Origin of the sequence: Neorhizobium sp. T7_12, assembly GCF_002968535.1 — a bacterium.
Classification (GTDB): domain Bacteria; phylum Pseudomonadota; class Alphaproteobacteria; order Rhizobiales; family Rhizobiaceae; genus Neorhizobium; species Neorhizobium tomejilense.
Genome location: NZ_PVBK01000011.1, coordinates 44,405 through 67,759, shown reverse-complemented (window position 1 = coordinate 67,759; position 23,355 = coordinate 44,405). Strand labels below are relative to the sequence as shown.

The 23,355-nt window shown below is 59.2% G+C and carries 23 protein-coding genes; 15 read left to right on the top strand and 8 right to left on the bottom strand.

The genetic code is table 11. The features are described from left to right. The first annotated feature begins 125 nt into the window (after positions 1 to 125). The 13 genes from C5J26_RS21620 to C5J26_RS21555 all read left to right on the top strand — a co-directional run bounded on the left by C5J26_RS21620 (position 126) and on the right by C5J26_RS21555 (position 13,309). Positions 126 to 374 carry a hypothetical protein gene (locus tag C5J26_RS21620; RefSeq protein WP_105403649.1) on the top strand — a complete coding sequence of 83 codons (249 nt, stop codon included), beginning with the start codon at positions 126 to 128 and terminating at the stop codon, positions 372 to 374. Positions 375 to 1,157: 783 nt separating this feature from the next. After that, entirely contained in the window at positions 1,158 to 1,907 is a 750-nt protein-coding gene (locus C5J26_RS21615) for a sensor histidine kinase (RefSeq protein WP_172724467.1), read from the top strand. Continuing rightward, positions 1,858 to 2,574 carry an Rrf2 family transcriptional regulator gene (locus tag C5J26_RS21610; protein WP_371681938.1) on the top strand — a complete coding sequence of 239 codons (717 nt, stop codon included), beginning with the start codon at positions 1,858 to 1,860 and terminating at the stop codon, positions 2,572 to 2,574. Before C5J26_RS21615 ends, C5J26_RS21610 begins: the two co-directional genes overlap by 50 nt. Before the next feature lie 209 nt (positions 2,575 to 2,783). Further along, positions 2,784 to 3,434 carry a response regulator transcription factor gene (locus C5J26_RS21605; protein WP_046627744.1) on the top strand — a complete coding sequence of 217 codons (651 nt, stop codon included), beginning with the start codon at positions 2,784 to 2,786 and terminating at the stop codon, positions 3,432 to 3,434. Positions 3,435 to 3,763: 329 nt separating this feature from the next. Further along, positions 3,764 to 4,549, top strand: coding sequence for an alpha/beta fold hydrolase (locus C5J26_RS21600; RefSeq protein ID WP_105403646.1), 786 nt, complete (start codon positions 3,764 to 3,766; stop codon positions 4,547 to 4,549). 53 nt (positions 4,550 to 4,602) lie between these two features. After that, on the top strand, positions 4,603 to 5,361 hold the full coding sequence (locus tag C5J26_RS21595; protein WP_105403645.1) for an SDR family oxidoreductase: 759 nt from the start codon (positions 4,603 to 4,605) through the stop codon (positions 5,359 to 5,361). A gap of 75 nt (positions 5,362 to 5,436) precedes the next feature. Beyond that, on the top strand, positions 5,437 to 5,850 hold the full coding sequence (locus C5J26_RS21590) for a cupin domain-containing protein (RefSeq protein ID WP_046627748.1): 414 nt from the start codon (positions 5,437 to 5,439) through the stop codon (positions 5,848 to 5,850). Between the two features lie 132 nt (positions 5,851 to 5,982). Next, the gene (locus C5J26_RS21585; protein ID WP_046627836.1) at positions 5,983 to 6,414 is read left to right on the top strand and encodes a CBS domain-containing protein; all 432 of its coding nucleotides are present in this window, start codon (positions 5,983 to 5,985) and stop codon (positions 6,412 to 6,414) included. Positions 6,415 to 6,437: 23 nt separating this feature from the next. After that, the gene (locus tag C5J26_RS21580) at positions 6,438 to 7,928 is read left to right on the top strand and encodes a mechanosensitive ion channel family protein (RefSeq protein ID WP_105403644.1); all 1,491 of its coding nucleotides are present in this window, start codon (positions 6,438 to 6,440) and stop codon (positions 7,926 to 7,928) included. A gap of 251 nt (positions 7,929 to 8,179) precedes the next feature. Continuing rightward, positions 8,180 to 10,819 (top strand): PAS domain-containing protein, encoded by a 2,640-nt coding sequence (locus tag C5J26_RS21570; RefSeq protein ID WP_105403642.1) that lies wholly within the window; start codon positions 8,180 to 8,182, stop codon positions 10,817 to 10,819. A 30-nt stretch (positions 10,820 to 10,849) separates the two neighbouring features. Beyond that, positions 10,850 to 11,215, top strand: coding sequence for a response regulator transcription factor (locus C5J26_RS21565; RefSeq protein ID WP_105403641.1), 366 nt, complete (start codon positions 10,850 to 10,852; stop codon positions 11,213 to 11,215). Positions 11,216 to 11,558: 343 nt separating this feature from the next. After that, positions 11,559 to 12,527, top strand: coding sequence for an MBL fold metallo-hydrolase (locus C5J26_RS21560; RefSeq protein WP_105403640.1), 969 nt, complete (start codon positions 11,559 to 11,561; stop codon positions 12,525 to 12,527). A gap of 44 nt (positions 12,528 to 12,571) precedes the next feature. Continuing rightward, a complete protein-coding gene (locus C5J26_RS21555) occupies positions 12,572 to 13,309 on the top strand; it encodes a hypothetical protein (protein ID WP_342588857.1) in 738 nt (245 codons plus the stop codon). 93 nt (positions 13,310 to 13,402) lie between these two features. Here C5J26_RS21555 and C5J26_RS21550 read toward each other — a convergent pair whose 3' ends face one another. Then, positions 13,403 to 14,293, bottom strand: coding sequence for a LysR family transcriptional regulator (locus tag C5J26_RS21550; protein WP_105403638.1), 891 nt, complete (start codon positions 14,291 to 14,293; stop codon positions 13,403 to 13,405). Between the two features lie 97 nt (positions 14,294 to 14,390). On the opposite strand from C5J26_RS21550, the gene C5J26_RS21545 reads away from it, so the two are divergent. Continuing rightward, positions 14,391 to 15,140 carry an SDR family NAD(P)-dependent oxidoreductase gene (locus C5J26_RS21545; RefSeq protein ID WP_105403637.1) on the top strand — a complete coding sequence of 250 codons (750 nt, stop codon included), beginning with the start codon at positions 14,391 to 14,393 and terminating at the stop codon, positions 15,138 to 15,140. A gap of 52 nt (positions 15,141 to 15,192) precedes the next feature. On the opposite strand, the gene C5J26_RS21540 is transcribed toward C5J26_RS21545, so the two are convergent. The 5 genes from C5J26_RS21540 to C5J26_RS21520 all read right to left on the bottom strand — a co-directional run bounded on the left by C5J26_RS21540 (position 15,193) and on the right by C5J26_RS21520 (position 18,921). Then, positions 15,193 to 15,441 carry a hypothetical protein gene (locus C5J26_RS21540; protein WP_105403636.1) on the bottom strand — a complete coding sequence of 83 codons (249 nt, stop codon included), beginning with the start codon at positions 15,439 to 15,441 and terminating at the stop codon, positions 15,193 to 15,195. A gap of 89 nt (positions 15,442 to 15,530) precedes the next feature. Continuing rightward, positions 15,531 to 15,746, bottom strand: coding sequence for a hypothetical protein (locus C5J26_RS21535; protein WP_105403635.1), 216 nt, complete (start codon positions 15,744 to 15,746; stop codon positions 15,531 to 15,533). 273 nt (positions 15,747 to 16,019) lie between these two features. After that, positions 16,020 to 16,955: an AraC family transcriptional regulator gene (locus tag C5J26_RS21530; protein ID WP_105403634.1), complete on the bottom strand. Its 936-nt coding sequence runs from the start codon at positions 16,953 to 16,955 to the stop codon at positions 16,020 to 16,022. A gap of 275 nt (positions 16,956 to 17,230) precedes the next feature. Next, complete coding sequence (locus C5J26_RS21525) at positions 17,231 to 18,067, bottom strand: alpha/beta fold hydrolase (protein ID WP_105403752.1); 837 nt, start codon at positions 18,065 to 18,067, stop codon at positions 17,231 to 17,233. A gap of 650 nt (positions 18,068 to 18,717) precedes the next feature. Beyond that, positions 18,718 to 18,921 carry a hypothetical protein gene (locus C5J26_RS21520; RefSeq protein ID WP_046627768.1) on the bottom strand — a complete coding sequence of 68 codons (204 nt, stop codon included), beginning with the start codon at positions 18,919 to 18,921 and terminating at the stop codon, positions 18,718 to 18,720. A 370-nt stretch (positions 18,922 to 19,291) separates the two neighbouring features. Between C5J26_RS21520 and C5J26_RS33300 the strand changes: the two genes are divergently transcribed. Next, entirely contained in the window at positions 19,292 to 19,567 is a 276-nt protein-coding gene (locus C5J26_RS33300; RefSeq protein WP_105403633.1) for a hypothetical protein, read from the top strand. A 555-nt stretch (positions 19,568 to 20,122) separates the two neighbouring features. Here C5J26_RS33300 and C5J26_RS33095 read toward each other — a convergent pair. Together C5J26_RS33095 and C5J26_RS21500 are read right to left on the bottom strand one after the other, a co-directional pair. Then, entirely contained in the window at positions 20,123 to 20,989 is an 867-nt protein-coding gene (locus tag C5J26_RS33095) for a hypothetical protein (RefSeq protein ID WP_205836938.1), read from the bottom strand. Positions 20,990 to 21,091: 102 nt separating this feature from the next. After that, the gene (locus C5J26_RS21500) at positions 21,092 to 23,260 is read right to left on the bottom strand and encodes a M48 family metallopeptidase (protein ID WP_245437540.1); all 2,169 of its coding nucleotides are present in this window, start codon (positions 23,258 to 23,260) and stop codon (positions 21,092 to 21,094) included. Positions 23,261 to 23,355 lie beyond the last annotated feature (95 nt).

The following is a 23,355-nucleotide window of genomic DNA, read 5'->3' as shown; positions in this document are numbered from 1 at the left end:
CCGACGGGACGCTTTATGTACGATGGCGTCGCCCCCACGGTAGCCTAAGCTCCGCAACTCGTCTCTACAAAATATACAGCGCAAAGGGCTACTCCAGGCGGGAGCCGTTTGACGACATTTGGCCGATGCAGGAGCCGACATTGCTCGCGGACGTGTTCAAGGCATTGGTCGATGCGGGACAAGTCACAAAAGAAGATTTGCGTGAAGATCTACCACTGTTTCCGCACGACGTCGAAAGTCTGACAGGTCTGCCATCCGGATGGCTAAGCCTGCAGGCTGCGAGAATCGTGGAGCTTAAGCCCGTCGCGACGCCGCGGGACAACCTCGGAGGGGCAAGAGGAGAAGTAATTCCGATCAAACGAAACAGCGAGTGACAACGCCATTTGACCCACCATATCCAGCCGCTTGTTAAATCGGAAATCATTGCTGAGCGGACGACATCTCCACCGTGTCGACGGTTCGAATACGTTCAAGGCGACCGGAGCGGCACGCGGAATGTTGGCTCTTTATTCCAATTCGCTGACGCGCGAACTCCGCCTGGATTTGGGGAAACCACGATTGCATGCCTGAAGTCCGACTGACAGCGAATTCGCAGACTCCTGCGCCAGAGAATGCGTCGGCGTCTTAAAGCGGCAGGTGAGAATGGTCCGGATTGGGCAAGGCCTCCGCATTGACTAGCTGTAGCTGCTCCGTAGTTTCGCGCTACTTGAACTCCGCGAAAAGCGTTGGCGAGCCGGCGGCCGGGGGATCCTTTCGGTCGCCGATCCCGTCTTGACAGCCTATATCGCCGGCTAGATAGCAACCGACAGCAACATGACCTCGTCATTCGAGGTCATGGATTGCGAGAGTTTGTAGTCGCTGTGACGAGCGCGAGGTCATGCGGACCGCGCCGCTGCCCAATCATACGGACAATTGAACCTTGCTTGCGGCGGATGCGGCTAATCCTTTGGTGCGTATCTAAGATCGATCGGATTGACCCTGCATATTTGCCTACTGCTCCGAGCCATCCTGCTCGAGACAAGACCACCCCCGTGAAAACCTATCTATCGGTATGGCCATGTCCCATCCTTAGCTTGATCGATCCCACCGCTGCCATCCCTTAGTTTGCGGTGAGTTGCTGACCGATTTGGGCCTGTTCTGCGCCCATGGAGGATCTCATGTCGCATAGCGAAATAGGCTTGCAAGCCAAGAACGACTTTCCACTTTCTGTTGCCGGTGCCGCCGCTAAGGGTCACCCGCCCGATTCCATCCCCGGCACGGTTCATGATCTGGGCAATCTCATACAGGTTGCGGTATCAGCATTGAACATCCTCTCCCGCAACGCTCATTTGGCGGCCGATCCGAGCCTGCCGCCCATCGTTTCCAGCGCGAGAATGTCTCTTGCACGCGCCGGAACGCTTGTGGAGCAGACCCTCCGTCGGGCACGCGAGGGAGCGGCCTCGGTGGAAGCCGTCAGCATCGGTGGCTGCCTGAGCGAGCTTCGGGAGCTGGTCGAGAAAATCTGGGAGCCCGAAATTCATCTCGACGTTCAGGTGGAGCCGGATCTACCGCCCCTGACCTGCAGTCGGATCAATCTGCAGGGAGCCATTATGAACCTGCTGACGAATGCGCGCGATGCCATGCCGGATGGCGGGACTATCGCACTTGCCGCGCGAAGAGCGGCAAAAGGCGGATCTACGGCGGCTGTCGAGATAGAGATCTTGGACAATGGCCTCGGCATGAGCGCGGATACGCTGCAGCGCGCCTTCGAGCCCTTCTTCACAACAAGAGCGACGGGGCTTGGCGGCTTCGGCCTGCCCGTGGTCAAGCGGTTCGTCGAGGAAGTGGGGGGACATATCGCCGTTGAAAGTGAACTCAATGCCGGCACTCAGGTCACAATGTATCTGCCGATTGCCGTATGCCGATGATGGCTTAGGCGGAAGCCAGACGTTGCCCTCTTCAGCTGTGATTTATTTCCGTGCCGCCGCAGTTGCGCTTCGGGGCAGTTCAAATCAGTGCTTGCCAGCCATAACGCGGACAAGTATAGTCCGCGTTATGGCTCACATAACGGCAGGTGTTGAATACGGGTTGCATTGTCTTCTGTGGTTGACAAGCTCGCCGGGAGCGCCGCTCAGCAGTCGCGATCTGGCTGACTTTCAGGGGATTTCGCCTAGCTTTGTGGCGAAGGTATTTCCGAAGCTGGAGAAGGCGGGGATCGTGACCGCATCCGAGGGCATCAAAGGAGGATATCTGCTTGCAAAGCAGCCCCAAGATATCACCGTTCTGGAGGTTGTTGACGCGATCGAAGGCAGAAAGCCCTTGTTTGACTGCCAAGAGATTCGTAGCCGCTGCGCTGTATATCGGGAGCGGCCACCGTCATGGGCAACGAAAGGCGTATGCGCGATCCATGCGGTGATGTTGCGTGCTGAGAAAGCGATGCGAGATTCGCTCGCGAGCCAGACGTTGGCGGATATTGCCGGTGATTTGGCGCGCAAGGCGCCGCCAGCGTTCTCCGACGATGTTCGCAAATGGCTTGTCGACAGGGCAAGGACCAGGACCCGGGGGCCTGCTGCGGAAGATGGAGCGTTGCCCTGAATTGCAGGCGAAGCAGGACGTGAAGTTGCGGCTGGCGGGCTGAAAACGCGGCCGCTCGGGTAGATGGGGATGTAGAGCAATGAAGGATACAATCGTCCTAGAAGGCAGCGGTGCTTCTCACTCGCTGTTGCCCATTCAGCCGGGAGACGATTCGGTTGGCGGGAGACGCTTCGTGAAGCCTGTTTCCCGCCTTTTCGAGAGGTGATCCGATGGACACCTTAACCGTCACTGCGGATAGTCCATTGGTCCTCGTCGTCGACGACGACGAAGACGTTCGCAACTCCCTTCAGGAACTTATGGAATCTGTCGGGCTTGATGTCGTCTGTTTCCCGTCGCCCCGGGAACTGTTGAGCGCCGGTCTCCCCGATCGGCCCGGCTGCCTGGTGCTAGATGTCCGAATGCCCGGCGCGAGTGGTCTTGACTTGCAGCATCAACTCTCGGCGCGCGGAATTACGAAACCCATTGTCTTTCTCACAGGATACGGCGACATTCCGATGACGGTGCAAGCCATGAAGGCCGGCGCCGTCGATTTCCTGACGAAACCGGTTCGCGACCAGACGTTGTTGGACGCCGTGATTGCGGGCATTCAGCGGGACGTGGAGCAGAGGGCGCAGGCGGAGAACATCCATCAGCATTCCAGCCGGTTCGCGACGCTGACGCCGCGCGAACGTCAGGTGCTTCGTGAAGTTGCGCGCGGCCGCCTCAACAAGCAAATCGCTTTCGAGCTCGGCATCAGCGAGATCACGGTAAAACTCCACCGCAGCAATGTAATGCGTAAGATGCGGACTATTTCTATCGGCGAACTCATTCGCGCCTGGGATTCATTGCCTTCCAGTCTTCGCGAGACGCCGCAGGCTTGAGCCTGCGCAATACTGTCCTCACAACCAAAAGCTGCTCCCCGAGGCATTGGTCTTGGCGCGTCAGCGCCGTACGCCCCTTCCTTCGCCATCTGACACAACCCGGAAAGCTGGGATTGTCTTCGAGCTTTAGCCGCCGATTATTGGCGAGGCATGAGGCCCTCCCTTTTCACGGGGGCGGTTGCCCTGAGTTCAGGCGGGATAACCTAATCACCCGATCTATCCTACCTGTACTCTGGGACTAGATGGTCGATGCCTCTGTTCGATAGGCTGGCGGCCCGGCGTAGCGCATTCTCCTGACCAGTCGAAGAGGCTTTAACAGGAGACGTAAGATGCGCGATATCATCAAAACTCTGTCGCTTGCCGCAATGGTGGGTACGGCAGTTGCAGCATTCGCACATGCCGCGGAACCGCCCGCCAAACCGACGATCGTGCTGGTGCACGGCGCATTCGCCGGCTCGTCGAGCTGGAACGGTGTTATCAGCGCGCTTGCCAGGGACGGTTATACGGCGATCGCCGCTGCCAACCCGCTCCGCAGCGTCGCCAGCGATGCCGCGACTGTCGCAAGTGTCCTCCGCTCGATTTCGGGACCGGTGGTGCTGGTCGGTCATTCATACGGCGGGCCGGTCATCACCGAAGCGGCGAACGGAAATTCGAATGTAAAGGCTTTGGTCTATGTCTCCGCTTTCGCTCCGGAGGCCGGTGAATCAAGCGCGAGCCTTTCGGGAAAATATCCCGGCAGCACGCTGGCGGACGCTTTGACTACGACTGCGCTGCCGGGCGGCGGGCAGGACCTCTACATTCGACGGGACCGCTTCCACGATCAGTTCGCCGCCGATGTGGCCGAAGACGAGGCGCGGTTGATGGCAGCCACCCAGCGCCCAATCACTCAGGCCGCGTTGGCCGAACCGTCGGGCGCCGCCTCCTGGAAGACGCTGCCGTCCTACTCCATTTACGGTTCCGCAGATCGCAATATCCCGCCAGCCGTGCTGAGCTTCATGGCCAAGCGCGCGCATGCGTTGAAGACCGTCGTCATCGAGGGCGGTTCGCATGCCCTGACGGTGTCACATCCCAAGGAAATAGCCTCTCTAATCGAGGAAGCAGCTTCGGCGGAATAACGCCGGCAGCAGACCCGCAACTCAATATCAAACTTGAAACCAGGAGATAGGACATGAAGATCGTCGTAATTGGAGGCACGGGCCTCATTGGTTCGAAAACCGTCGAACGGCTTCGCAAGAAGGGACATGAGGTGCTTGCCGCATCTCCAAATTCGGGCGTGAACACAGTGACTGGAGAAGGTCTTGCCGGAGCTCTGGCCGGTGCCGAGGTGGTTATCGATCTGGCGAACTCGCCGTCCTTCGACGAGAACGTCGCAATGGAATTCTTCGATGCAGCTGGTCGCAACCTCTTTGCGGCGGAAAAGGCCGCAGGCGTTCGTCATCATGTCGCGCTGTCGGTGGTCGGCACAGATCGTATGCAGGCGATGGGATATTTCCGAGCCAAACTGCGTCAGGAAGAGCATATCCGCAGCTCAGGAGTGCCATACACAATCGTCCATGCCACCCAGTTCTTCGAGTTCGTGGGTGCCATCGCCCAGTCGGCAACCGAAGGAACGAGTGTTCGCGTGCCGACGGGCGCTTTTCAGCCGATCGCAGCGGACAATGTCGCCGACGCCATGGCTGACGCCGCTCTAGCTAAACCGGCGAACGGTATGATCGAGATCGCCGGGCCCGAGCGCGCACCAATGAATGAATTCATTGAGCGCTACCTCAAGGCCACCAATGATCCGAGAACCATCCTCGCCGATCCGCATGCCCGCTATTTCGAGGTCGAGATCGACGACCGGACACTGGTTCCGGATGCCGGCGCTCGCCTTGGCGCGATTCGCTTCGAGGACTGGCTCCAGTCCCCTGCCGCCCAGAAAAAGTAAGCGGCTCACTCGCAAATTCCTCCCGGCTTCACCGGTCTCTCAGGGCCGGCAAGCCTCATTTCCCAGGAGACGAAGATGATCAGGACATTTCTTTGCGCGACGGCTCTCGTATTTGCCTCCGCGGCTGCGGTTTCGGCGGATGATGACCACAGCGATGAGAAGGTAACGGTGGTCTACGACCAGCCACTGCCCAACGTGCCCGGTAAGAGCATGAAGGGCGTGCTTGTCGAATATGCGCCCGGCGGCTCCTCGCCCGCTCACACGCATCCCAAGTCCGCCTTCATTTACGCGACGGTTCTGGAAGGAGCGATAACCAGCAGGGTCAATGGTGGGCCGGTGACGGTCTACCATGCCGGCGAGAACTTTTCCGAGTTTCCCGGCGACCATCACGCCGTTAGCGAAAATGCAAGCAAGACGGAGCGTGCTCGCCTCCTTGCCGTGTTCGTCGTCGACACGAACGAGACCAATCTGACGACCTACGAAAAGTAAACTCGAACGGGAAAGGCGGTTCTCGCCTGAATAAATGACGGAACGGCGCCCCTAGCCGGCGCCATTCCGGTTCCGATTACAGTTGATACCGACATGTCCGGCTGTGCCCGCGAGCGCCGTCAGGAGGAAATCATGCGCATCGAAAAGCTCTATCCCATGACATCGGCCCGCCTGATGGTGATCGATGTCGCCGCCACACTGCAGGCCGCCGCCCTGACGCTTTCCAACCCGGGGATTGGACTTGTGGTCGTCAGCGAGGGACACGGAAAGGCAGCTGGGGTACTCAGCAAATCCGATCTTATTCGCCATCTTGCCGACCGCGAGCCGAATGCAAGCGTCGAGGCGCTGATGAGCCGCAACATCATTTCCTGCAGCCCGGCAGATGAACTACAGGCGACATGGCAGGTCATGGTGGAAACCCGCATCCAGAACATGCCGATCCTTGGCGCAGACGCAAAGCCGCTCGGCGTTCTAGATATCCGCGACGCCCTGAAGGTTCTCTTCGAGCAGGAGCAGTTGCAGGAACACATGCTGGCGAATTACATCGCCGGCATCGGCTACTGACCTCCGAATACGGGACGATCATCATGCTTCAGGCATATGTGGGTGAAATCGCCGCCGCGCCGCTCGCATGGCTGATCATTCTAGGTTTGACCGGGATGGCCGTTTGGAAGCTCATCGGTCCGTTACACTCCAACCTGCGGCTCGTGGTGCAGATCGTCTTTTTCACGGCCATGACCTCCGTCCTCTTTCTCGAAGATATTCCGCTCGGTGAATCTCAAGGCCTGCGGATCGGCGACGAGCGTGCCGTGTTCATCGTTTTCGGCCAATTGCTGTGGTGGCTCCATCTCTCCTGGGCCGTCATCGGGTTCGTGCGCATCTATCTTGTATTGGAAGGTCGGCCCCGCGAGGCCCGCCTGCTGCAGGACATTGTCGTCGGTGTCGTCTACATGTGTGTCACGCTTGCCGCCCTGGCTTTTGTTTTCGGCGCTCCTGTTGGAACGCTGATCGCGACGTCCGGCGTCATCGCCATTGCGCTTGGTCTTGCCCTTCAGAATACACTCGGCGACGTCTTTTCCGGTGTCGCCCTTAATCTCGGGCGTACCTTTGCGCTAGGCGACTGGATTCTCCTTGAAGACGGCACGGAAGGACGAGTTACAGCAAGCACCTGGCGCTCGACGCAAATTCTGACGGGCGCCAACAACATCGTCGTGGTGCCTAATAGTGTCCTTGCAAAGCTGAAGCTGACCAATGTCAGCCGGCCCGATGAAACGCATCTCCTAAAGATGACAGTACGGCTGGTCCCGACGCACGCACCCTCAATTGTCGAGGAGGCCATGTTGACGGTTCTGGCCGGCTGCAATTCGATCATCCGCGAGCCACCGCCACTGGTCTCGTTCGGCGGCCTCGATGCCACCGCGCTGGAAATCCGTCTTTTTTTCCGCGTGAGCAATCCACTTCTGAGAATAAGGGCTCAAAACGAGGTGATCGATCGAGTCTACCGTCATTGCCGATCGTCCGGGCTGCATCTTGCGATGCCGCCCTCGGCGATCGCCATCATGGACGGAACTTACTTGCAGGAAATCTCTGCACCTCCTGAAGCGATACTGCAGGAGGTTGTCGATGAAAATCCGATCCTCTCCAGGCTGACGCGATCCGAAAGAGAGAAATTGGCTCAGTCGGGAATCGAGCGCGAATATCGGGAGGGTGACGTCATCGTCGCCCAGGGACAGGCGCTACCTTGGATGATGATCATCCGCACCGGCGTCGTATCGATGCAGCACGAGGAGCAGGAAAAAAGACGCCTTTCCTCGGGCGATTTCTTTGGGGAAACCGGCCTTCTGGTGGGAACGGAGGAGGCCTACACGCTGCAGGCCCTGACGCGCGTCACTGCTTACGAGATCGACCAGAAGAGTTTTGCGCAGCTGATCGCCGAACGACCGGCAATAGCCGAGGAGATCGCGGCAATGCTATCCTCGGGTTCTGGCGACGTCGGCGATCTACGGCTTGCAGAAGAGAAACACGAGCGGACTGCCACCGCTTTTCTGAAGTCAATTCGGACGATCTTCAGCAGCTGAATATGGAGAGCACGGCGGGCCGCAAGACCCCCGGCATTGCCTCTTTGCGCCGCACTTGGATCGGATATCTGCTGGCGGTTACGGTATGCTTAGCCACAGTCGTAAGCTGAATCGGCCCGCGGATCTTCGCCCTATCCTTCGGAACAGGTGTTTTTGTTGCAAGCTCCCATATACCGTCCCTGGTGGAGAGGCCGTGGCATAGTGTCAAGCGAACCATGGTGATCTCAAATGAAATGGGATCGGGTTGAGACATGTCGAAGTCCGCCGGAGCTTCGGGGATGGGTAGAAGTGGGGGATCGGCAAGTTCCCCCGATATCGATGCCGTACAGGCGGCAAAGATCGTCGAGCGGATCACCGGCAATGCCTGGGCAACCGATGCCGGCGGCAATTTTATCTATGTGACGCCGGCGGCACTCGCCTTTTTCGGCACGAGCCTGGAAAGCCTCAATGCGCAGCCGGAGGAACATACGCTTGGCTGGAAACATGTGATCCATCCTGAAGACTACGATGCGGCAGCTGCGACATGGCGCCGTTGCTTGCGGACGGGGGAGCATTACAACGTCGAGCACCGGATGCTGCGGGCGACTGGTGTGTATGGCTGGGCGCGCAGCACGGGACAGCCGGTACGCGACAGGGATGGTTCGGTAGCCGGATGGTACGGCACGGTGATCGATATAGCCGTCCCGTCGCGCCCGAACGACTGCGACGACCGACTTGCCGATCAACCCGCGCAGGATCCACGTCTATCAATGGACGCGGTTCATCCACACGACAGGCCAGCCGTGGAGCAGGCAGCGGCGCGAGCCTTCTTTCACGGCATTCCTCAGGTTAGCAGTTATCGGCAGCTCCAGGAGGATGGCAGCTACCGCTGGATCGAATTCCTCGTGGAGCCGGACTACAGCATCAGCGTCGATGTCGACCCGGCAGTGGCGCGGCAAGACGAGCCATGGACGATGGCAAGCTCGTTCGGCGAGACGGGCGACGCGGTACAAGCCGCGCTTGCCATCGAGAAACTCTATGGTGGTGCGTGGGCGATCGACACCATCGGGCAATTCACCTACGCAACCCCCACGGCCCAGACCTCGATCGCGATGACGCTTGAGGACCTCAACGTTCTCCTGGACGGAAAGCCTTTCCTCGAAGGCGGTAGGCAAGGCTGGCAGCGCGGCGCGCATCCCGACGACAGCGAAAGGGCAGGAGAAACGCTGCGCCGCGCGCTCAAGACGGGCGAGCACTGGAATTTCGAATATAGGGTCCTGCGCGCCAACGGCGCCTTTGTCTGGCATCGGGCCGCGGCCCGCCCGACGCGCGACGGGCAAGGGCGTATCACCGGATGGTATGGAACAGCATTGGATATTGACGTGTATAAAAAAACCGAGGCGGCTCTCCGAGAACGCGAACGGCAGTTGCAGCAGCTCATCGACACCGTGCCGGCATTGATCTGGAGTACGATGGCGGATGGAACGCCAGCCTTTGTGAACAAGCGCTTCACGGAGGTGACAGGGGCTAGGCTTGAAGACATGACGGCACCGGATGGCTCGGCTTCGCTTGGCGTTGTGCATCCCGATGATAGGGCGGCGGCCCGCGAGGCCTTTCTGCATTCGGTGAGAACAGGCATCCCATACATTAGGCGATACCGCCAACGCCGAGCCGGCGGCACCTATCGCTGGACTGAAACGCGGGCGGAACCATCGCGCGATGAAGCAGGCACGATCATCCAATGGTATGGCGTGAGTTCCGATATCCATGATCTCATAACCAGCCAGGAGGCGTTGCGCGAAAGCGAGCAGCACCTCCAACAGCTGGTCGAAACGCTGCCTGCGCTGATTTATTGCGCTCTGCCAAATGGCAAGCCGATCTATCGCAGCCAGCGTCTTCGCCAATATCTCGGCTTCAACCTCGAAGACACGGATGATCTGGGAAAATCCCGGCTGGACGGGACGCTCGACGCTGTTATCCATCCTGATGACCTTGCGTCCGTGAAGGAGCAGTATGCTCATTCGCTTGCTACCGGCGATCCGTATTTGCTGAGGCATCGGCTGCGGCGCTTCGACGGTGTGTATCGGTGGGTGGAGACCCGGGCCTCAGCCATGCGCAACGGCGACGGCGAGATTGTGCAATGGAATGGCATTTGCCTCGATATTGAGGATCAGGTGCGCGCGCAGGAGGAGCTTAGCCGTGCCCAGGAAAATCTCGCCCGCTCCAGTCAGGCGGCAAGCTTAGCGGAGTTGTCGGCGTCTATTGCGCATGAGGTGAATCAGCCGCTTGCAGCCGTCATGAATTATTCCAGCGCCTGCCAGCGCTGGCTCACGGCCGAGCCGCCGAATATCGAGCGTGCCCAGAAAACGCTGGATCGCATCGTCCATAGTGCCAATTCCGCGGCCGATGTCGTCAGCCGCATTCGCGCTCTCTTCAAGCAATCGACGGACAAACGGGATAGCACTGAGCTCGGCGCCGTCGTCAGACAGGCGCGTGACCTGCTTGCGGAGGAGGCAGCGCGGCGGCGCATCCGGATGGATATCGAAGGCGAGAGTGGTCTTCGGCTCGTTCCGTTCGACCGGGTGCAGATCCAGCAGGTGTTGGTCAATCTGATGCGCAACGGCATGGATGCGATGGCTTCCGTGCCAAACGAACGTGTCCTTCAGATCCGCGCTTTTCGGGCGGGCGATATGGTGCGGATAGAGGTCAGCGACAGGGGCCGGGGTATCCAGTTCCCTGACAAGATCTTCGAGCCCTTCTTTACGACCAAGGACCAGGGCATGGGCATGGGCCTCGCAATTTCCCGCTCGATCGTCGAAGCGCATGGCGGGCAGTTATGGGCGGAAAAGAATGAACCGCACGGCGCGAAAATCGTTTTCACACTGCCGCTCGACGTAGCGAAGATGCCATGATCCATTAGCCGGCGCAGGAGGTAAGACGATATGAACAAGCCTGTGGTAGCGATCGTCGACGACGACCCAAGGGTGCTTGCTTCATTGGTGGAACTCCTGGAGTCGGCCGGATATGAAATCCGCAGCTTCATATCGGGAGAGGCATTGCTCGCTTCCGGTCTTAAGGGGGTGGATGTGTTGATCACCGATATCGGCATGCCCGGTCCCGATGGGTTCGAACTGCGCGACCTTGCCAGGCGGGAGAACCCGCAACTTCCCGTATTCCTGGTCACCGGGCGGCACGAGATAACGGACAGAGACCGAGCCAGAGGCATTGGCGGTTTTCTGCGAAAACCCTTTGATGGACATGCTCTGCTTGCGGCCGTTCGTGACGCGCTGGGCGAGCGGCAGGGCTGAGGGCTGGGGTTTCAATCGTTTTTCCTGGTCACGAGATCACGGCTGTCTCACCGTAGACGTGGCCGGTCCGATTGGCCCAGGCATCGGCCTGGAGCGTCTGTTTGTTAAATCAGCGATTACCGCTCGTTCAACTTCTGTCCTCACAACATCTGCGTCTTGATCCTCATGACGGCGAAGCCATAACTTAATCCTCGCTCTCATAGACGAACGGGAGAGCATGCCCTGTTCTTGGGTGTAGCCCTCCCTCTCCCTAGGCTCAATCGACCGCCATGAAGCGCCCCAATACACTCCTTCGCATGGTTCGTGCCCCCCACGTTCCAATCCCGCACAACAGGAGCGCGCTATGACGCAGGCAGAAGCAAATCCCCCCATGATGGATCGGCCGGAGACAAAAATGAATATAGAGAACACTTCACGCTCCGGCAGGCCGGCAACTGAAGAACTTGTTCCGTCGCGTTATGCGGTGAACATTGGCGAGATAGAAGTGCTGGTATTCAGCGATGGCGTGCTGCCCCTTCCGACCAAGATGTTGGGCCACAATGCCGACGCCGCAGAACGCGCTGTCTGGCTGGACAGTATGTTTCTGCCGCAGGAAGCTTTCGACTGGGCGCTGAATGCGGTTGTCGTGCGCAGCGGCACACAGGTCATCCTCATCGACGCCGGCCTGGGGCTGGATCCCGAATTGAACCTCCCGCGGGCCGGGCAGCTGGTCAAGCGACTGGAAAGCGCCGGCATCGATCTCGGGTCGGTGACCGACGTGGTGTTGACCCACATGCACATGGATCACGTCGGCGGGCTGCTCGTCGATGGCGTGAAGGAGCGGCTACGTCCCGACCTGCGGATTCACGTTGCCGCAGCCGAGGTTAAATTCTGGGAAGCACCTGATTTCTCGCGCGTAAACATGCCTCCCGGCTTCCCGGATGCGCTTCGGGCGACGGCCAAACGGTTCGCCAAGGAATACCACAACCAGCTGCGCCTTTTCGATGAGGAACAAGAGGTGGCTCCGGGCGTCGTCGTCTCCCGCACCGGTGGCCATACGCCGGGGCATAGCGTGGTCCGCGTCGCTTCCGGGAAAGACCGGCTGATGTTTGCAGGCGATGCCGTCTTTGCGGTCGGATTCGAACACCCCGGCTGGTTCAATGGCTTTGAGCATGACCCCGAGGAAGCTGCTCGCGTTCGCGTTCGGCTTTTGCGGGAGCTGGCGGAGACGGGCGAACTGCTGGTAGCCACCCATATGCCATTCCCGTCGGTCGGGCATGTCGCAGTCGACGGCGACGCCTTCCGTTGGGTTCCGGTTTTCTGGGACTACTAACGGCCTATCGGCGACTGCATGCGATCCGACATTCAGAAGATCGCATGCAGCGTTCCGTCGCAATATCGCATCAACGGATGCGTGCACGGCGCGATCATCAATACTACCGCAAAAGTTGCAGAAAGGGTGATGACATGACTGCGATGGAAACGCGCATAGTTGCGGGTATTTCAGTTCCTCACAGCCGGCTCGTAGAGCGCGCGATAGAGCACGCGCACCATGCCTACGAGCCCTATCTCTTCAATCATGTCATGCGCTCGTGGCTTTTTGCGGTAAAGCTCGCTGAACTGCAGAATGTAGCCCATGACGCCGAAGTGCTCGCCGTGGGCACGCTGCTGCATGACATCACCCTCAACGATCGATTTGCGGGGCCTCGCCGCTTCGAAGTGGAGGCAGCCGATCTTGCCCGAGATTTTGCGACGGACGCGGGGCTCAACAGACGGCGCGCCCAGTTGATCTGGGACAGCGTTGCGCTCAACTCGACGCCTTCGATCGGGCTCTACAAGGAGGCCGAAGTGGGCCTTTGTACTACCGGCATCTGTTTTGATGTGGTCGGCCTGAAATATAGCTTCATCCCATCATCTGACGTGCGCACGATCGTTGCCGAATTCCCGCGGCTCGGAATGAAGCGAAAAATGACCTCTTGTTTCTGCCACATCGCGAAAACGCAGCCGGAAACCACCTATGACAATTTCGTGCGGGACTTCGGTGAGCGTTTCGTTCCGGGCTATACGGTTCCTTCCTCGGTCGATCTCGTTGCAGCTGCTCCCTTCGACGAGTGACTGGCATTCTTGCGGCCTGGTGCAGAACGGCACTACGCCCATCTAGTACGGCGACGAAGGACCGGGCGGGACAGCGGTTATCTCCCGCCCAAATTACAGGTTGGCGAGGGCTCTGGCCTCACCGGCTATATAATCGCCAAATAGTCTTACACGCGCCGGAACAGTCCGCCCATAAGCATGCAGTAGGCTAAGCGGCAGCTTTGGAAGTGCGATTTCCGGTGCGAGATCGACCAGCGTGCCGGCTCGCAATTCGTCCACAACGAGGCATCGCAGAAGATAGGCAGCGCCGAGCCCGCTCAATGCAGCATGGATCAGGGCCGAGCCTGTGTCGCAATCGACCCGTCCCCTTGGAATGAAAGTCGTGCCGTCCGCAAGTCGGACAGGCTGCACCGCACCATTCATGGTGTAGCGCGCAAAAGGCAGGTCGGGGAGGTCTTCCACTGATCGCCTGGTCACTTCAAGAAGAGCCGGGGAGGCGACGATCGCCATTGGTAGATCCACCAGGCGGCGGACGATCAGGTCCTCCTGCATCGGCGCGCCGGCGCGCAGGACGACATCGTAGTCCTCCCGAACTAGATTGACGAAACGATCGGTCAGCCCGAGATCGAGCTGGATGTCCGGATAATCTTTCGCAAACGTGCCGAACAGACGGGGGAGTAGCAGCGGCGCAAGCTCGCCGGGCATGCTGATCCGCAGTCTGCCAGAGGGAGTCGCTTGCGGTCGAATGGTTTCATCGCTCGCATCCAGCTCGCGCAGCAGAGGAGCGACGCGCTCAAGGAACGCCTGCCCGTCCTGCGTTAGGGTCAGCGCTCGAGTGGAGCGCAGGAAAAGCCGCGTACCGATCTTCTTCTCCAGCCGTGCCACGCTTTTCGAAACCCCCGATGGTGTTGTGCTGAGATCGCGCGCCGCCGCCGTAAACGAACCTGCTTCCACGGCCCTCACGAATGCCATCAGGCCCGACGTCTCATCCAGCAGGTTCGGCATTTACATCTCCGTGGCACAGATCATGTGCCCGACAGGGGGCTAATAGCTCGCACCGCTAGCATTTATCTCATCCCCGAAAGAAAAGGAGATAAACAAAATGCAGTGTCTTGCAGACAAGGTCGCCGTAATCACAGGCGGCAATAGCGGTATCGGTAAGGCAACTGCCCGACTGTTTGCAGAGGAAGGCGCTCAGGTCATTATCACCGGCCGACGTCAGGATATCGTTGATCAGGCGGTCGGCGAGATCGGCCACGGCGCACTTGGCCTCGTCGGCGACGTCGCCGATCTGGAACATCATCAAAAGCTTGCAGACGTGGTGAAGACGCGCTTTGGCGGGCTGGACATCTATGTGGCTAATGCCGGCGTCATCAACCTTGCCGCCTCTGACACCGTTACACCGGACGACTACGACCGGCACTTTGCCACCAATACCCGCGGTGTTTTCTTTGGCGTGCAAGCGATCGCCCCGCTGATCCGGGTCGGCGGCAACATCATCGTCACGAGTTCGCTCGCCGCCACCAAGGTCCTGCCAAATCACATCGTTTATGCCGGCTCTAAAGCGGCCGTTTTCGCGTTCGCGAAGAACTGGGCGATCGAGCTTAAGCAACGGAAGATCCGCGTGAATGTGCTGAGTCCGGGACCGGTAGAAACCGCCATCCTCGGCAAGTTGGGCATTTCGAAAGCCGATCGCCCGGCGTTCGAGGACTACATGGCATCCCATATCCCTGCGGGGCGGATGGGGCGTCCGGAAGAAGTCGCCCGCGCGGCCCTGTTCCTCGCTTCGGCAGCGGGAAGTTTCGTCAGCGGCGTCGAATTGCATGTCGATGGCGGCATGACGGTGGCCTGAAGGATTGAAGCAGCCAACCCCAGGGTTGGCTGCTCAGGACGACTATAGTTCCTCAGTTTGGACGCTGAATTCCTTCATAGTAATCGCCGCTATCGATGGTCTTCTCGTCCGGGAGACGGCCGTAAACGGGAGCTGTGTGCGACACCGAACCGGTATAGTTCCGGTCGACCGGCGGGCGGCGCTGTTGCCTGACGGAATTCTTCTGGGCGCCTTCGTAATAATCTCCCTCTGCGTAAGTAACACTGGCGAAGCCTGCTGTGGCAATCAGTACGAGAGCGAAAGTGGTTTTGAGGGTTGGCATGGTTGATCTCCTTCAGAGTCGTCCGAGGTGCTGGGTTGCGACCTCACCTGCGGATTGTTTCGGTGGATTGCATGAGCTGCGATACGGAGTTAGTTGATGTCTTCGTCGCCCGGCTTTCGATTGTCGCGAGACGTATGAGGACGAACTGCGGCGGGTTTTCTTGAGTTGGCAGCGACTGCAGCAGTCGTGAGCGCCGACCGGCCAGACGGTTCACGATGCTCCTTGCCGAAATCGACGGGCGTTCCGACGAGGACCGACGAAACGAGCAGTCCGGACAGAGCGTAGAGAGTGGTTTCTCTCAGCATGTCATTCTCCTTTTGAGTTTACATCCGTATTCGAGTGATGGAGTCCATCGCTTATCATAGCGTGCACATCGGCTCTGAAAGTAGTACAGGACTGCTTCCTGAGCTGAACACCATCACGAATGGAATGTCGGTGGATCTTGGCGATAGGTAAGGGCTAATTACTGTCGATTCATCATCGGATCTCCTTAGGTGTGGTTGTTGATACTCAAAAAATACGGCAAAGGAGATGTCGATGACATTTCAGAGTTGCTCGGAATGTTGAGGGATTGCGGTCTATCCTGCCGCCCGTCGCCATTCGCCGGGGGTCAGGCCTGTATGGCGCTTGAAGGCCACACAGAAGGCGGTGAGGGTCCCGTAACCGAGTACGCCTGCGATATCCGTGATCTGCATCATGGGGTCCCGCAGCATGGCCATGGCCTGTTCCATCCGCCTACGGCGCAACCATTCGTAGGGCGTCATCCCGGTGCTTTTCTTGAACGCGCGGCAGAAATGAAAGCGGGAAAGGTTGGCCGCTTCAGCGAGCGCACCGAGCGAAAGATCCGTCTCATTTTCAGACGACAGCCGCTCGAGGGACATCCGCAAAATCCCCGGCGCAAGGCCGCCCGAGGCTTTTTCTAACGCCTCGCAAACGCCTGCATGGGTTTTCACGAGATGGATGGCGATCAGGCTTGCAAGCTGCTGACGATAGAGCCCGTCCAGGCTGGTGATGCCGCTAGACGACTGGTGCGCCATCCTAAGCAGGGTCGCCATCACGTTGTCCTGCTGCGCCGTACTTTCGATCAAGGATCGACCTTCCCCAGGGCATTCGCGGGCCACACGATCAAGGAGATCCGGCGAGAGATAGAGTTGCACGATGTCCATCGGGCCATGAATATCCCAGCGTGAGGTCGATCCTGCCGGGATGAAGGTTATGCTGCCTTGGCGTCCCATACCTGCCGCGTATGCCTTTCCGGAGCGGCGCTCCAGCCGCTGCATAGCTCCGAGATAGGTCATGATCACGTGATCCGACATTGGATGCACGACGTCGTGAAACGGGTTGTGTTTCCATCGGGCGAGCCGGGTATCAAAGGGATCGTCGATACGGAAGCATTCCACCGGGGCGGTGCGCAGGACGCGCTCCATTTCGCGGTCCGGTGACACATGTCCCTCCTGCGGCCTGGCATTTGCCATCACATCAGGAGGAACCGCCTGAAATTTGAAAGGAGCCATGCTTCAATCCCTCCAGCGAACTCGTCATCGAGAACGTGAAAGGACGATAGGATGCTGTGACTGCTGACGATATTGCCCGCTGGAGTATGCCGATCTGTTCCGGCGAATGGACCGTTCTTGGCAAATGCCGTGTTCAACGCCGACTATCTGAGGAAACATCCTGTGCTCAGGGATAGCTTTCGCAACCGAATTGTGTGGCTGGCCGCTACTTTTGAAATGTCAAAAAAAGAGCCGGGAAGCGGCGCTGGCGGCGGATAGCGCCGCTTCCCAACCGACTACCGCTCGATAAAGGCGAGCAGGTCGGCGTTGATGATTTCGGCATGCGTCGTGCACATTCCGTGCGGCAGGTTGGGATAGAGCTTAAGGGTGGAGTCCTTTAGAAGCTTGGCCGAGAGCGGCGCGGAGTCGGGGACCGGCACGATCTGGTCGTCATCGCCATGCATCACAAGCGTCGGCACGGTGATCTTCTTGAGATCTTCAGTGAAGTCCGTTTCCGAGAACGCCCTGATGCCGAGATATTGCGCGTTGGCGCCACCCATCATCGACTGGCGCCACCAATTCTGGACGACCGTTTCGATCTTTTTGGTGCCTTCCCGATTGAACCCATAGAAGGGGCCGCTTGCGAGATCATAGTAAAATTGGGCGCGGTTTGCAGCAAGCTGTGCACGCAGGCCGTCGAAGACTTCGATTGGCAATCCGCCGGGATTCGCCTTGGTCTTGACCATGACCGGCGGCACAGCGCCGATTAGCACCAGCTTTGCGACGCGTCCGTCAGGCTGGCCGTGCTTGGCGACATAATGTGCCGCCTCGCCGCCGCCGGTCGAGTGCCCGATATGAATGGCGTTTCGAAGATCGAGGTGCTTGGCGACTGCAGCAAAATCTGCCGCATAATGATCCATATCGTGGCCGTCGCCGACCTGGCTGGAGCGGCCGTGGCCCCGCCGGTCGTGAGCGATCACGCGATATCCCTTGCTGAGGAAGAAGAGCATCTGGGTGTCCCAGTCGTCGGCGGAAAGCGGCCAGCCATGATGAAAGACGAGCGGCTGAGCGGTCTTCGGGCCCCAGTCCTTGTAAAAGATCTCAACGCCATCGGAAGTGATTACGTAGTTCATGTCACTGCTTTCCTTGTTGGGTTGATTGCTTTTGGAGGCGGCGGTTCGGCCCGCGGCGGCGGCGGGCATAGCCGCTAGAACCGAGGCGGAAAGACCTGCAATCAGCACGCTGCGCCGGAACGCATGCGGTGGCGCGAAAAGATGCTCGCTTGTATTCGATGAATCCGAGAAAGAATTTCCGGTCATGATTTTCTCCGTGTTTGATGTATCCACGGGAGATGTCTTACCCAAGCGCGAGAACCCGGGACCTTTCGGAATTGCGCTGCGCGTTGCGGAATTGCTGTCCTTTTCACGGCACGGCTCCAGGAGATTTTCAACTCTCTTCGGGCGACATGGTGCGGCCGAGCCAAGGCCAGCTGATGCCTCTCGTCGGCACAACCATGCCTAGTGAAGGGAGCGGAGCTGGCAAAACAAATTGCTGAGCAGTATCCAGAGATCCAAGTGGTCTTTGCGCCGAAGTGTCGTACGGCGAAGGCGCTGACTTGGCGCGGCTGGCCGAGGGTATTGACGTTATTATAGATTGATGCGCGCAAGCCGGCTTTTTGCCGGCTGTCTTTGACGGCATGCGGCTGGCTTGATGAGGAGTTAGCAGAGGCAGCCCGCCCGTCGTCTCGGACATGTGCCGCTGGATGTCGCTCTGCTTTAACCGGCTAACGCGGTGGCGGTTCTTCGAGAAGCTGGATTAAAGTCAGGCTGGTGAAGAAGATCACCGACGCGGTGGTCGTAAGCGCGCATTGCAGCACGTCGTTGGGATGTTTCAGGCGCCGGGCTGGAATGTCGATGCTGGCGCTCGTTTCCGGCACGGATCTCAGCTTTTCGTGGTGCACCACCTGACGCGCATCTGGGTAAGTCATACTCGCCGCGCCCATCTTCTCCCGCTTCATGTTTCGGGCTCGGCTGCACGACTAACCGAATTCGAACTCTGCCAATGCCGGACAAATTTACCGTCCGGGAGTCTTCACCTCACCCAGCGAAAAGTTCATTGCCACCTCAAAGCAGCGGCGCGCTTGTGCAGCCGTCGAAGCTCACTATCTCTGGTATAATCCCGAACTGGAGCATCGCCATGGATCGAAGCGCGGCCGATATGCTGTCGGAATTCTATATTGAAATTCTTCCGCCGGACCGCGGTGAAGCGTGTGCACCGGATGCAACGACGTGTCCGTGCTGTCGAAGGTTACGTCCGGCCTCGAGCATGGATGACGATGGCTGCGGGATCTGCGATGAATGCCTGGCACCATGAAGGGCGGCGGAAAAACACCTCCATCAACCCAAGCGACGTTTGAAGACGCGCTTGCGAAAATACCGGACGGTTATGTCGACGGACATTTTGGTAATCGACCATGGGGCGTGACCGTCAAGCGGTCGGAGGATGGCAAACGGACATGGCTCTATGGCGAGGAGCTTGGCGGATTGAAGCCGTGCGAAATGTCCTCCGCCAAGGTGATCGAATTTGTTCTCGGTTTCGAGCCCAGCAAAGAGAAGGTGGCACCTCGACCATAATGGCCGAAAATAAGCGCGATTTTCATGGCGCGTTGCAACAAACGCATGGCTGCACCGCGGTCTGAGCGCTGGCGGCCCCTGCTGGTCATGCGTGATGACGCCGGCCAAGAGCGCATTCTGATCGATGAACCGGGCTAAAAGAGCTTCGTGCAATCGCGCTTTCACATCGGCGCGCTTTTGAAGAAGCGTTTCGCGCACTTCAGCCTGTCGCTGCCGTCGCGCCTCCGGTGACTGCGACCCTGACCAGATTCTCGGCTTGTCGGCCGTCTGGTCAATCAGCGCATCCACTCGGGCGACGTAGGTTCGGTCGAAGTCCAGTACCTTCAGGACCCTGGCGACCGTCTCTGCCGATTGGCCATGGGCCACGCCGGCGAACGGGAACGCCGACAATATCAGCAAGAGGGCGGGGATCGGCCATGCTGCGAATGGGCGTGTTTTCAAGTCTTCGGCTCCCGGACCAGCTATTCCACACAATCTGGCAAGTCATCGTGATCTGAATGTGACCCGAGGCTGCGTGCCTCATTAAGGATTTCTGCGACGAAACTTGAGGACCCGCTAGCGCCAAAATTGCCACCATGGCTTTGAAGTGTCGGGAGAAGAGCCGACGGCGAATTGTGCCGTGATGTCCCGCCAGACAAATTCCTGCGGCTTCGATGTGCCCCGGGCAAAAGCACCGAGGATGTCGTTTACGTTTGCGTTCGAAAGTCGCTCGTTCGCCTTGCCCAAGAAATGCGTCCCGTTACCGGCGATTTTGATGTCTCGTTTGGTGTCATTACCTGAACGTCCCACCACCCAGTGGCGAAAATCTTCGTTCGCATATTCTCGCCACTCGACGATGTAAGCCTCCCGCCCTCCACCGACTTGCACGTAATCTTCGCTTGCGTCATTTTCGAGCAGAAGAAATCCCGGCCCTCCGGCGGGCCGCAGCCAGTCGACGGCAGCCTCGATCAAGGCGATCGACGGTGTCGTGAACGCTTGCTGCCCTTCAAGGGTCAGCGTCAGCCCCGAAATCGCTGTTTTGTCTGCCGTGTGCTCGGTTGACGGAAACCAGATCTCGCCATCGCTGGCACTCACGTTGAAGAAGCCGACACTATGCTTGACAGCCAATGCACGTACGGTCGCGTAGGCGGCTTCAGCCTCCGACCATCGGAAATCGGCGTAAATTACCGATTTTCCTATCATGTATCCGGTTGACTTCGGATTGTCCTCGTCCTGTGCCGGTTCGCAAGCGTCGTGGCCGTTCATGTTGGGGAAGTCTCGGCGGATGTCGTCATACCAGGCCGCTAGATTGGGCGTCGACTTGGATGGGTCGTCATTGGACTGCCCTTCGGACCATCTCATTTGCTCATCGTACCAATCGAGAAACGCGTCTTTTTCTCGTGGCGCGTCGTTTGGTTCGAAGACCATCAAATCGTAGCTCACGACACAATACCCCTCTGGACGTCACCCGGTGTCGCATCAGACTCACACTGGCAGCAGATGTGTTTCGATCCCCTCAAGCCGATGGCCCTGATGAGATACACTTCATGCAATAGAGCTCGCTTCAAGCCCTTCCGCCGCGAGTGCGCGCCGTGCATGCGCGGCGGCGAGATAACGACCGACTAGGTCCGAAAACGCATCGGGCTTCATGCCGCGGATCCCAATGGCATCCAATTCGATCAGCCGGCGCTTCGGCTTGACCTTGTTGTAAAACGAAAACCGCGTGCGGTTGGGCAGTGGCTCGTTTTCCCCCAGATATAACTGAAGGGCGAAGCGGGTGGAGGCGTAGACCTGGTAGCCGATGACGGCGTCCCACCGCACCGGTTCGCTTAGCCACGGCGATTGGAGCGTCTCCGGCGTGAACACCATCAATGGGCGGGCGGCGCGGCGGCGGTAGAAGACGAACGCCGCAAGGCACAGGAGCATGCCGGCGCCAAGCACTGCCGCCAATATGGCTTTATAGTTCTCATTGCCCCCGAACCCCATCGGGTCGGGGAAGAGATAAGTGGACGCGATGAACAGGCCGAAAAGCACAAAGATGAACATCATCACCCCCGCCATTGGGCCGGTATTTTCATGCACGGCCAGTTCCGGCTCGGTGACGCCGGCGGCCGCAGTTTTGAGCTCTTCGCGGTACCCGCTCCGAACGGCGCTGGCGTTGACCAGGAAGTCCGCAGACAGGTCGTGACAAAGTCGATCCCAGTCAGCAAAGGCGCGCCGCCCGAATGACGCAACGCTCGCCTCCGGTCGGCGCGTCGCGTGAGCCAGTAGCTTGTCGTCGATTGCGACACCGAGTGCCTGAATCCGCTGGATCGTCGGCGGATGGCTGTCTGTGGGGTGGGACTGACGGTCTTCCAGATGCGCGGCCGGATCATCGACACCCCGCTCGGTCGCCATCTTGGCAATGGCGGCAACAAGATCTGGACCAAGTTCTTCATTTCCCCGGAAGGCATCGCTAAGAACGAAATGCACACCGGGGTCGGCGACGTGAACGCGAACGAGGGCGGATGCAGCGCCGGTCGGGCCGCTGACGGTGCTGCCATGGCGGTCGGCTTCGAACTCCCGCAGCCGGCTCCAGTGGGCAACCGCGGCATCGAAGCGTGACAGCGCGTGGTAACCAAGGCGAAGACCGGCGGCGATGCCGAAATCTCCGTTGATGTCGGCACGATAAAGCGCATCCAGTGAGCGTTGCAGGCTGGAGTAGATCGGAACGAACCTCTGCGAATATCGCGTATCCTCGCCGGCGAAGTGCGCAAGTTCATGCCCAACGATTGCGGCGATCTCGACGGTGTCCAGAAGCTCAAGGAAGGGCGCCGGCATGTGGAGGGTCCGGCCTTCGATCAACCGATCTTCCGGAAGCAGCAGAAGCCGGCTCTCGGTCACGTAGAAACCGCTGATCAGGCCGACGACGATGGTGTCCGGCGCGCCAGCCTGCATGCGTGTCGCGAGATTGCGGACGAATGTCCAAAGCGCGGGCGCTTCCTGCTCGCTCACGACACGGGCCCGTTCGACGATCGGCTCTGGCTCGACCAGCGCGAAGACGCGGCGCAGTCCGCGGACAGCGGTGATGGCACAGTAGAGTGCGATGCCTGCGAGGATAATGCCAGCCAGACCCAGTTTCACGGCATTGCCCGAGATATCGCCCCAGAACGGTAGCGTCATCGTTTCGAAGACGGTAGCGCCGACGCCCGCAAAGCCTAGTCCGAGCATCACGGCCGCCAGGAAAAATGGCAGCGTCATTCTCAGCCACGTGAAGCTGCGCACCAGCTGGTCGCGCGACCGCCGGGCCGAGAAGCCGGCAAGGCTCGAGGATATAAGGCCGATCGTGCCGCCCAGAAACGCCAGCGCTCCTCCGGCAATGGTGACATAGGCGAACGGATGGCGGACCGCGGCCACCGTCTGGAGAAGATCGTTCTCGCCAACTGCATTTTCCAGCAGCGCGACCGCCATCGAGGCCGGATAGGAGCTCCCGCCTTCGAAGCGGATCATCGTCGCCGGCGCCTGGGCCGCGATAGGTCGGATTTCATCGAGTGCGCGAGCCATGTCCTGGGCATCAATTTGGACGGACCGGCTAGCCTCGACAGACCGATCGAGCTGCCAAATCCCGAAGCCAGCCAGCGCCAGTGGCAACAGGATCAGCCAGAATGCCAGGACGAGGCCTGGCGGTACCCTGCGCTTGGAGGCAGTCCCGGTCGTCGGCTGCGCGTTGGTCATGACTCTCCTATCCAAGTGCTTTGCGGAAGCCTCCCGTTGCATCGTTGGCCTGGGAGGCGTCCAGCGGCGTTGCTCACATCACTGATGGCGAGTTA

Excerpts from the sequence above, each read along its gene's own strand:
- C5J26_RS21620 (WP_105403649.1), top strand. The coding sequence starts at position 126 with ATGCAGGAGCCGACATTGCTCGCGGACGTGTTCAAGGCATTGGTCGAT.
- C5J26_RS21615 (WP_172724467.1), top strand. The coding sequence starts at position 1,158 with ATGTCGCATAGCGAAATAGGCTTGCAAGCCAAGAACGACTTTCCACTT.
- C5J26_RS21610 (WP_371681938.1), top strand. The coding sequence starts at position 1,858 with ATGCCGGCACTCAGGTCACAATGTATCTGCCGATTGCCGTATGCCGAT.
- C5J26_RS21605 (WP_046627744.1), top strand. The coding sequence starts at position 2,784 with ATGGACACCTTAACCGTCACTGCGGATAGTCCATTGGTCCTCGTCGTC.
- C5J26_RS21600 (WP_105403646.1), top strand. The coding sequence starts at position 3,764 with ATGCGCGATATCATCAAAACTCTGTCGCTTGCCGCAATGGTGGGTACG.
- C5J26_RS21595 (WP_105403645.1), top strand. The coding sequence starts at position 4,603 with ATGAAGATCGTCGTAATTGGAGGCACGGGCCTCATTGGTTCGAAAACC.
- C5J26_RS21590 (WP_046627748.1), top strand. The coding sequence starts at position 5,437 with ATGATCAGGACATTTCTTTGCGCGACGGCTCTCGTATTTGCCTCCGCG.
- C5J26_RS21585 (WP_046627836.1), top strand. The coding sequence starts at position 5,983 with ATGCGCATCGAAAAGCTCTATCCCATGACATCGGCCCGCCTGATGGTG.
- C5J26_RS21580 (WP_105403644.1), top strand. The coding sequence starts at position 6,438 with ATGCTTCAGGCATATGTGGGTGAAATCGCCGCCGCGCCGCTCGCATGG.
- C5J26_RS21570 (WP_105403642.1), top strand. The coding sequence starts at position 8,180 with ATGTCGAAGTCCGCCGGAGCTTCGGGGATGGGTAGAAGTGGGGGATCG.
- C5J26_RS21565 (WP_105403641.1), top strand. The coding sequence starts at position 10,850 with ATGAACAAGCCTGTGGTAGCGATCGTCGACGACGACCCAAGGGTGCTT.
- C5J26_RS21560 (WP_105403640.1), top strand. The coding sequence starts at position 11,559 with ATGACGCAGGCAGAAGCAAATCCCCCCATGATGGATCGGCCGGAGACA.
- C5J26_RS21555 (WP_342588857.1), top strand. The coding sequence starts at position 12,572 with ATGCAGCGTTCCGTCGCAATATCGCATCAACGGATGCGTGCACGGCGC.
- C5J26_RS21550 (WP_105403638.1), bottom strand. The coding sequence starts at position 14,293 with ATGCCGAACCTGCTGGATGAGACGTCGGGCCTGATGGCATTCGTGAGG.
- C5J26_RS21545 (WP_105403637.1), top strand. The coding sequence starts at position 14,391 with ATGCAGTGTCTTGCAGACAAGGTCGCCGTAATCACAGGCGGCAATAGC.
- C5J26_RS21540 (WP_105403636.1), bottom strand. The coding sequence starts at position 15,441 with ATGCCAACCCTCAAAACCACTTTCGCTCTCGTACTGATTGCCACAGCA.
- C5J26_RS21535 (WP_105403635.1), bottom strand. The coding sequence starts at position 15,746 with ATGCTGAGAGAAACCACTCTCTACGCTCTGTCCGGACTGCTCGTTTCG.
- C5J26_RS21530 (WP_105403634.1), bottom strand. The coding sequence starts at position 16,955 with ATGGCTCCTTTCAAATTTCAGGCGGTTCCTCCTGATGTGATGGCAAAT.
- C5J26_RS21525 (WP_105403752.1), bottom strand. The coding sequence starts at position 18,067 with ATGAACTACGTAATCACTTCCGATGGCGTTGAGATCTTTTACAAGGAC.
- C5J26_RS21520 (WP_046627768.1), bottom strand. The coding sequence starts at position 18,921 with ATGACTTACCCAGATGCGCGTCAGGTGGTGCACCACGAAAAGCTGAGA.
- C5J26_RS33300 (WP_105403633.1), top strand. The coding sequence starts at position 19,292 with ATGCCTGGCACCATGAAGGGCGGCGGAAAAACACCTCCATCAACCCAA.
- C5J26_RS21500 (WP_245437540.1), bottom strand. The coding sequence starts at position 23,260 with ATGACCAACGCGCAGCCGACGACCGGGACTGCCTCCAAGCGCAGGGTA.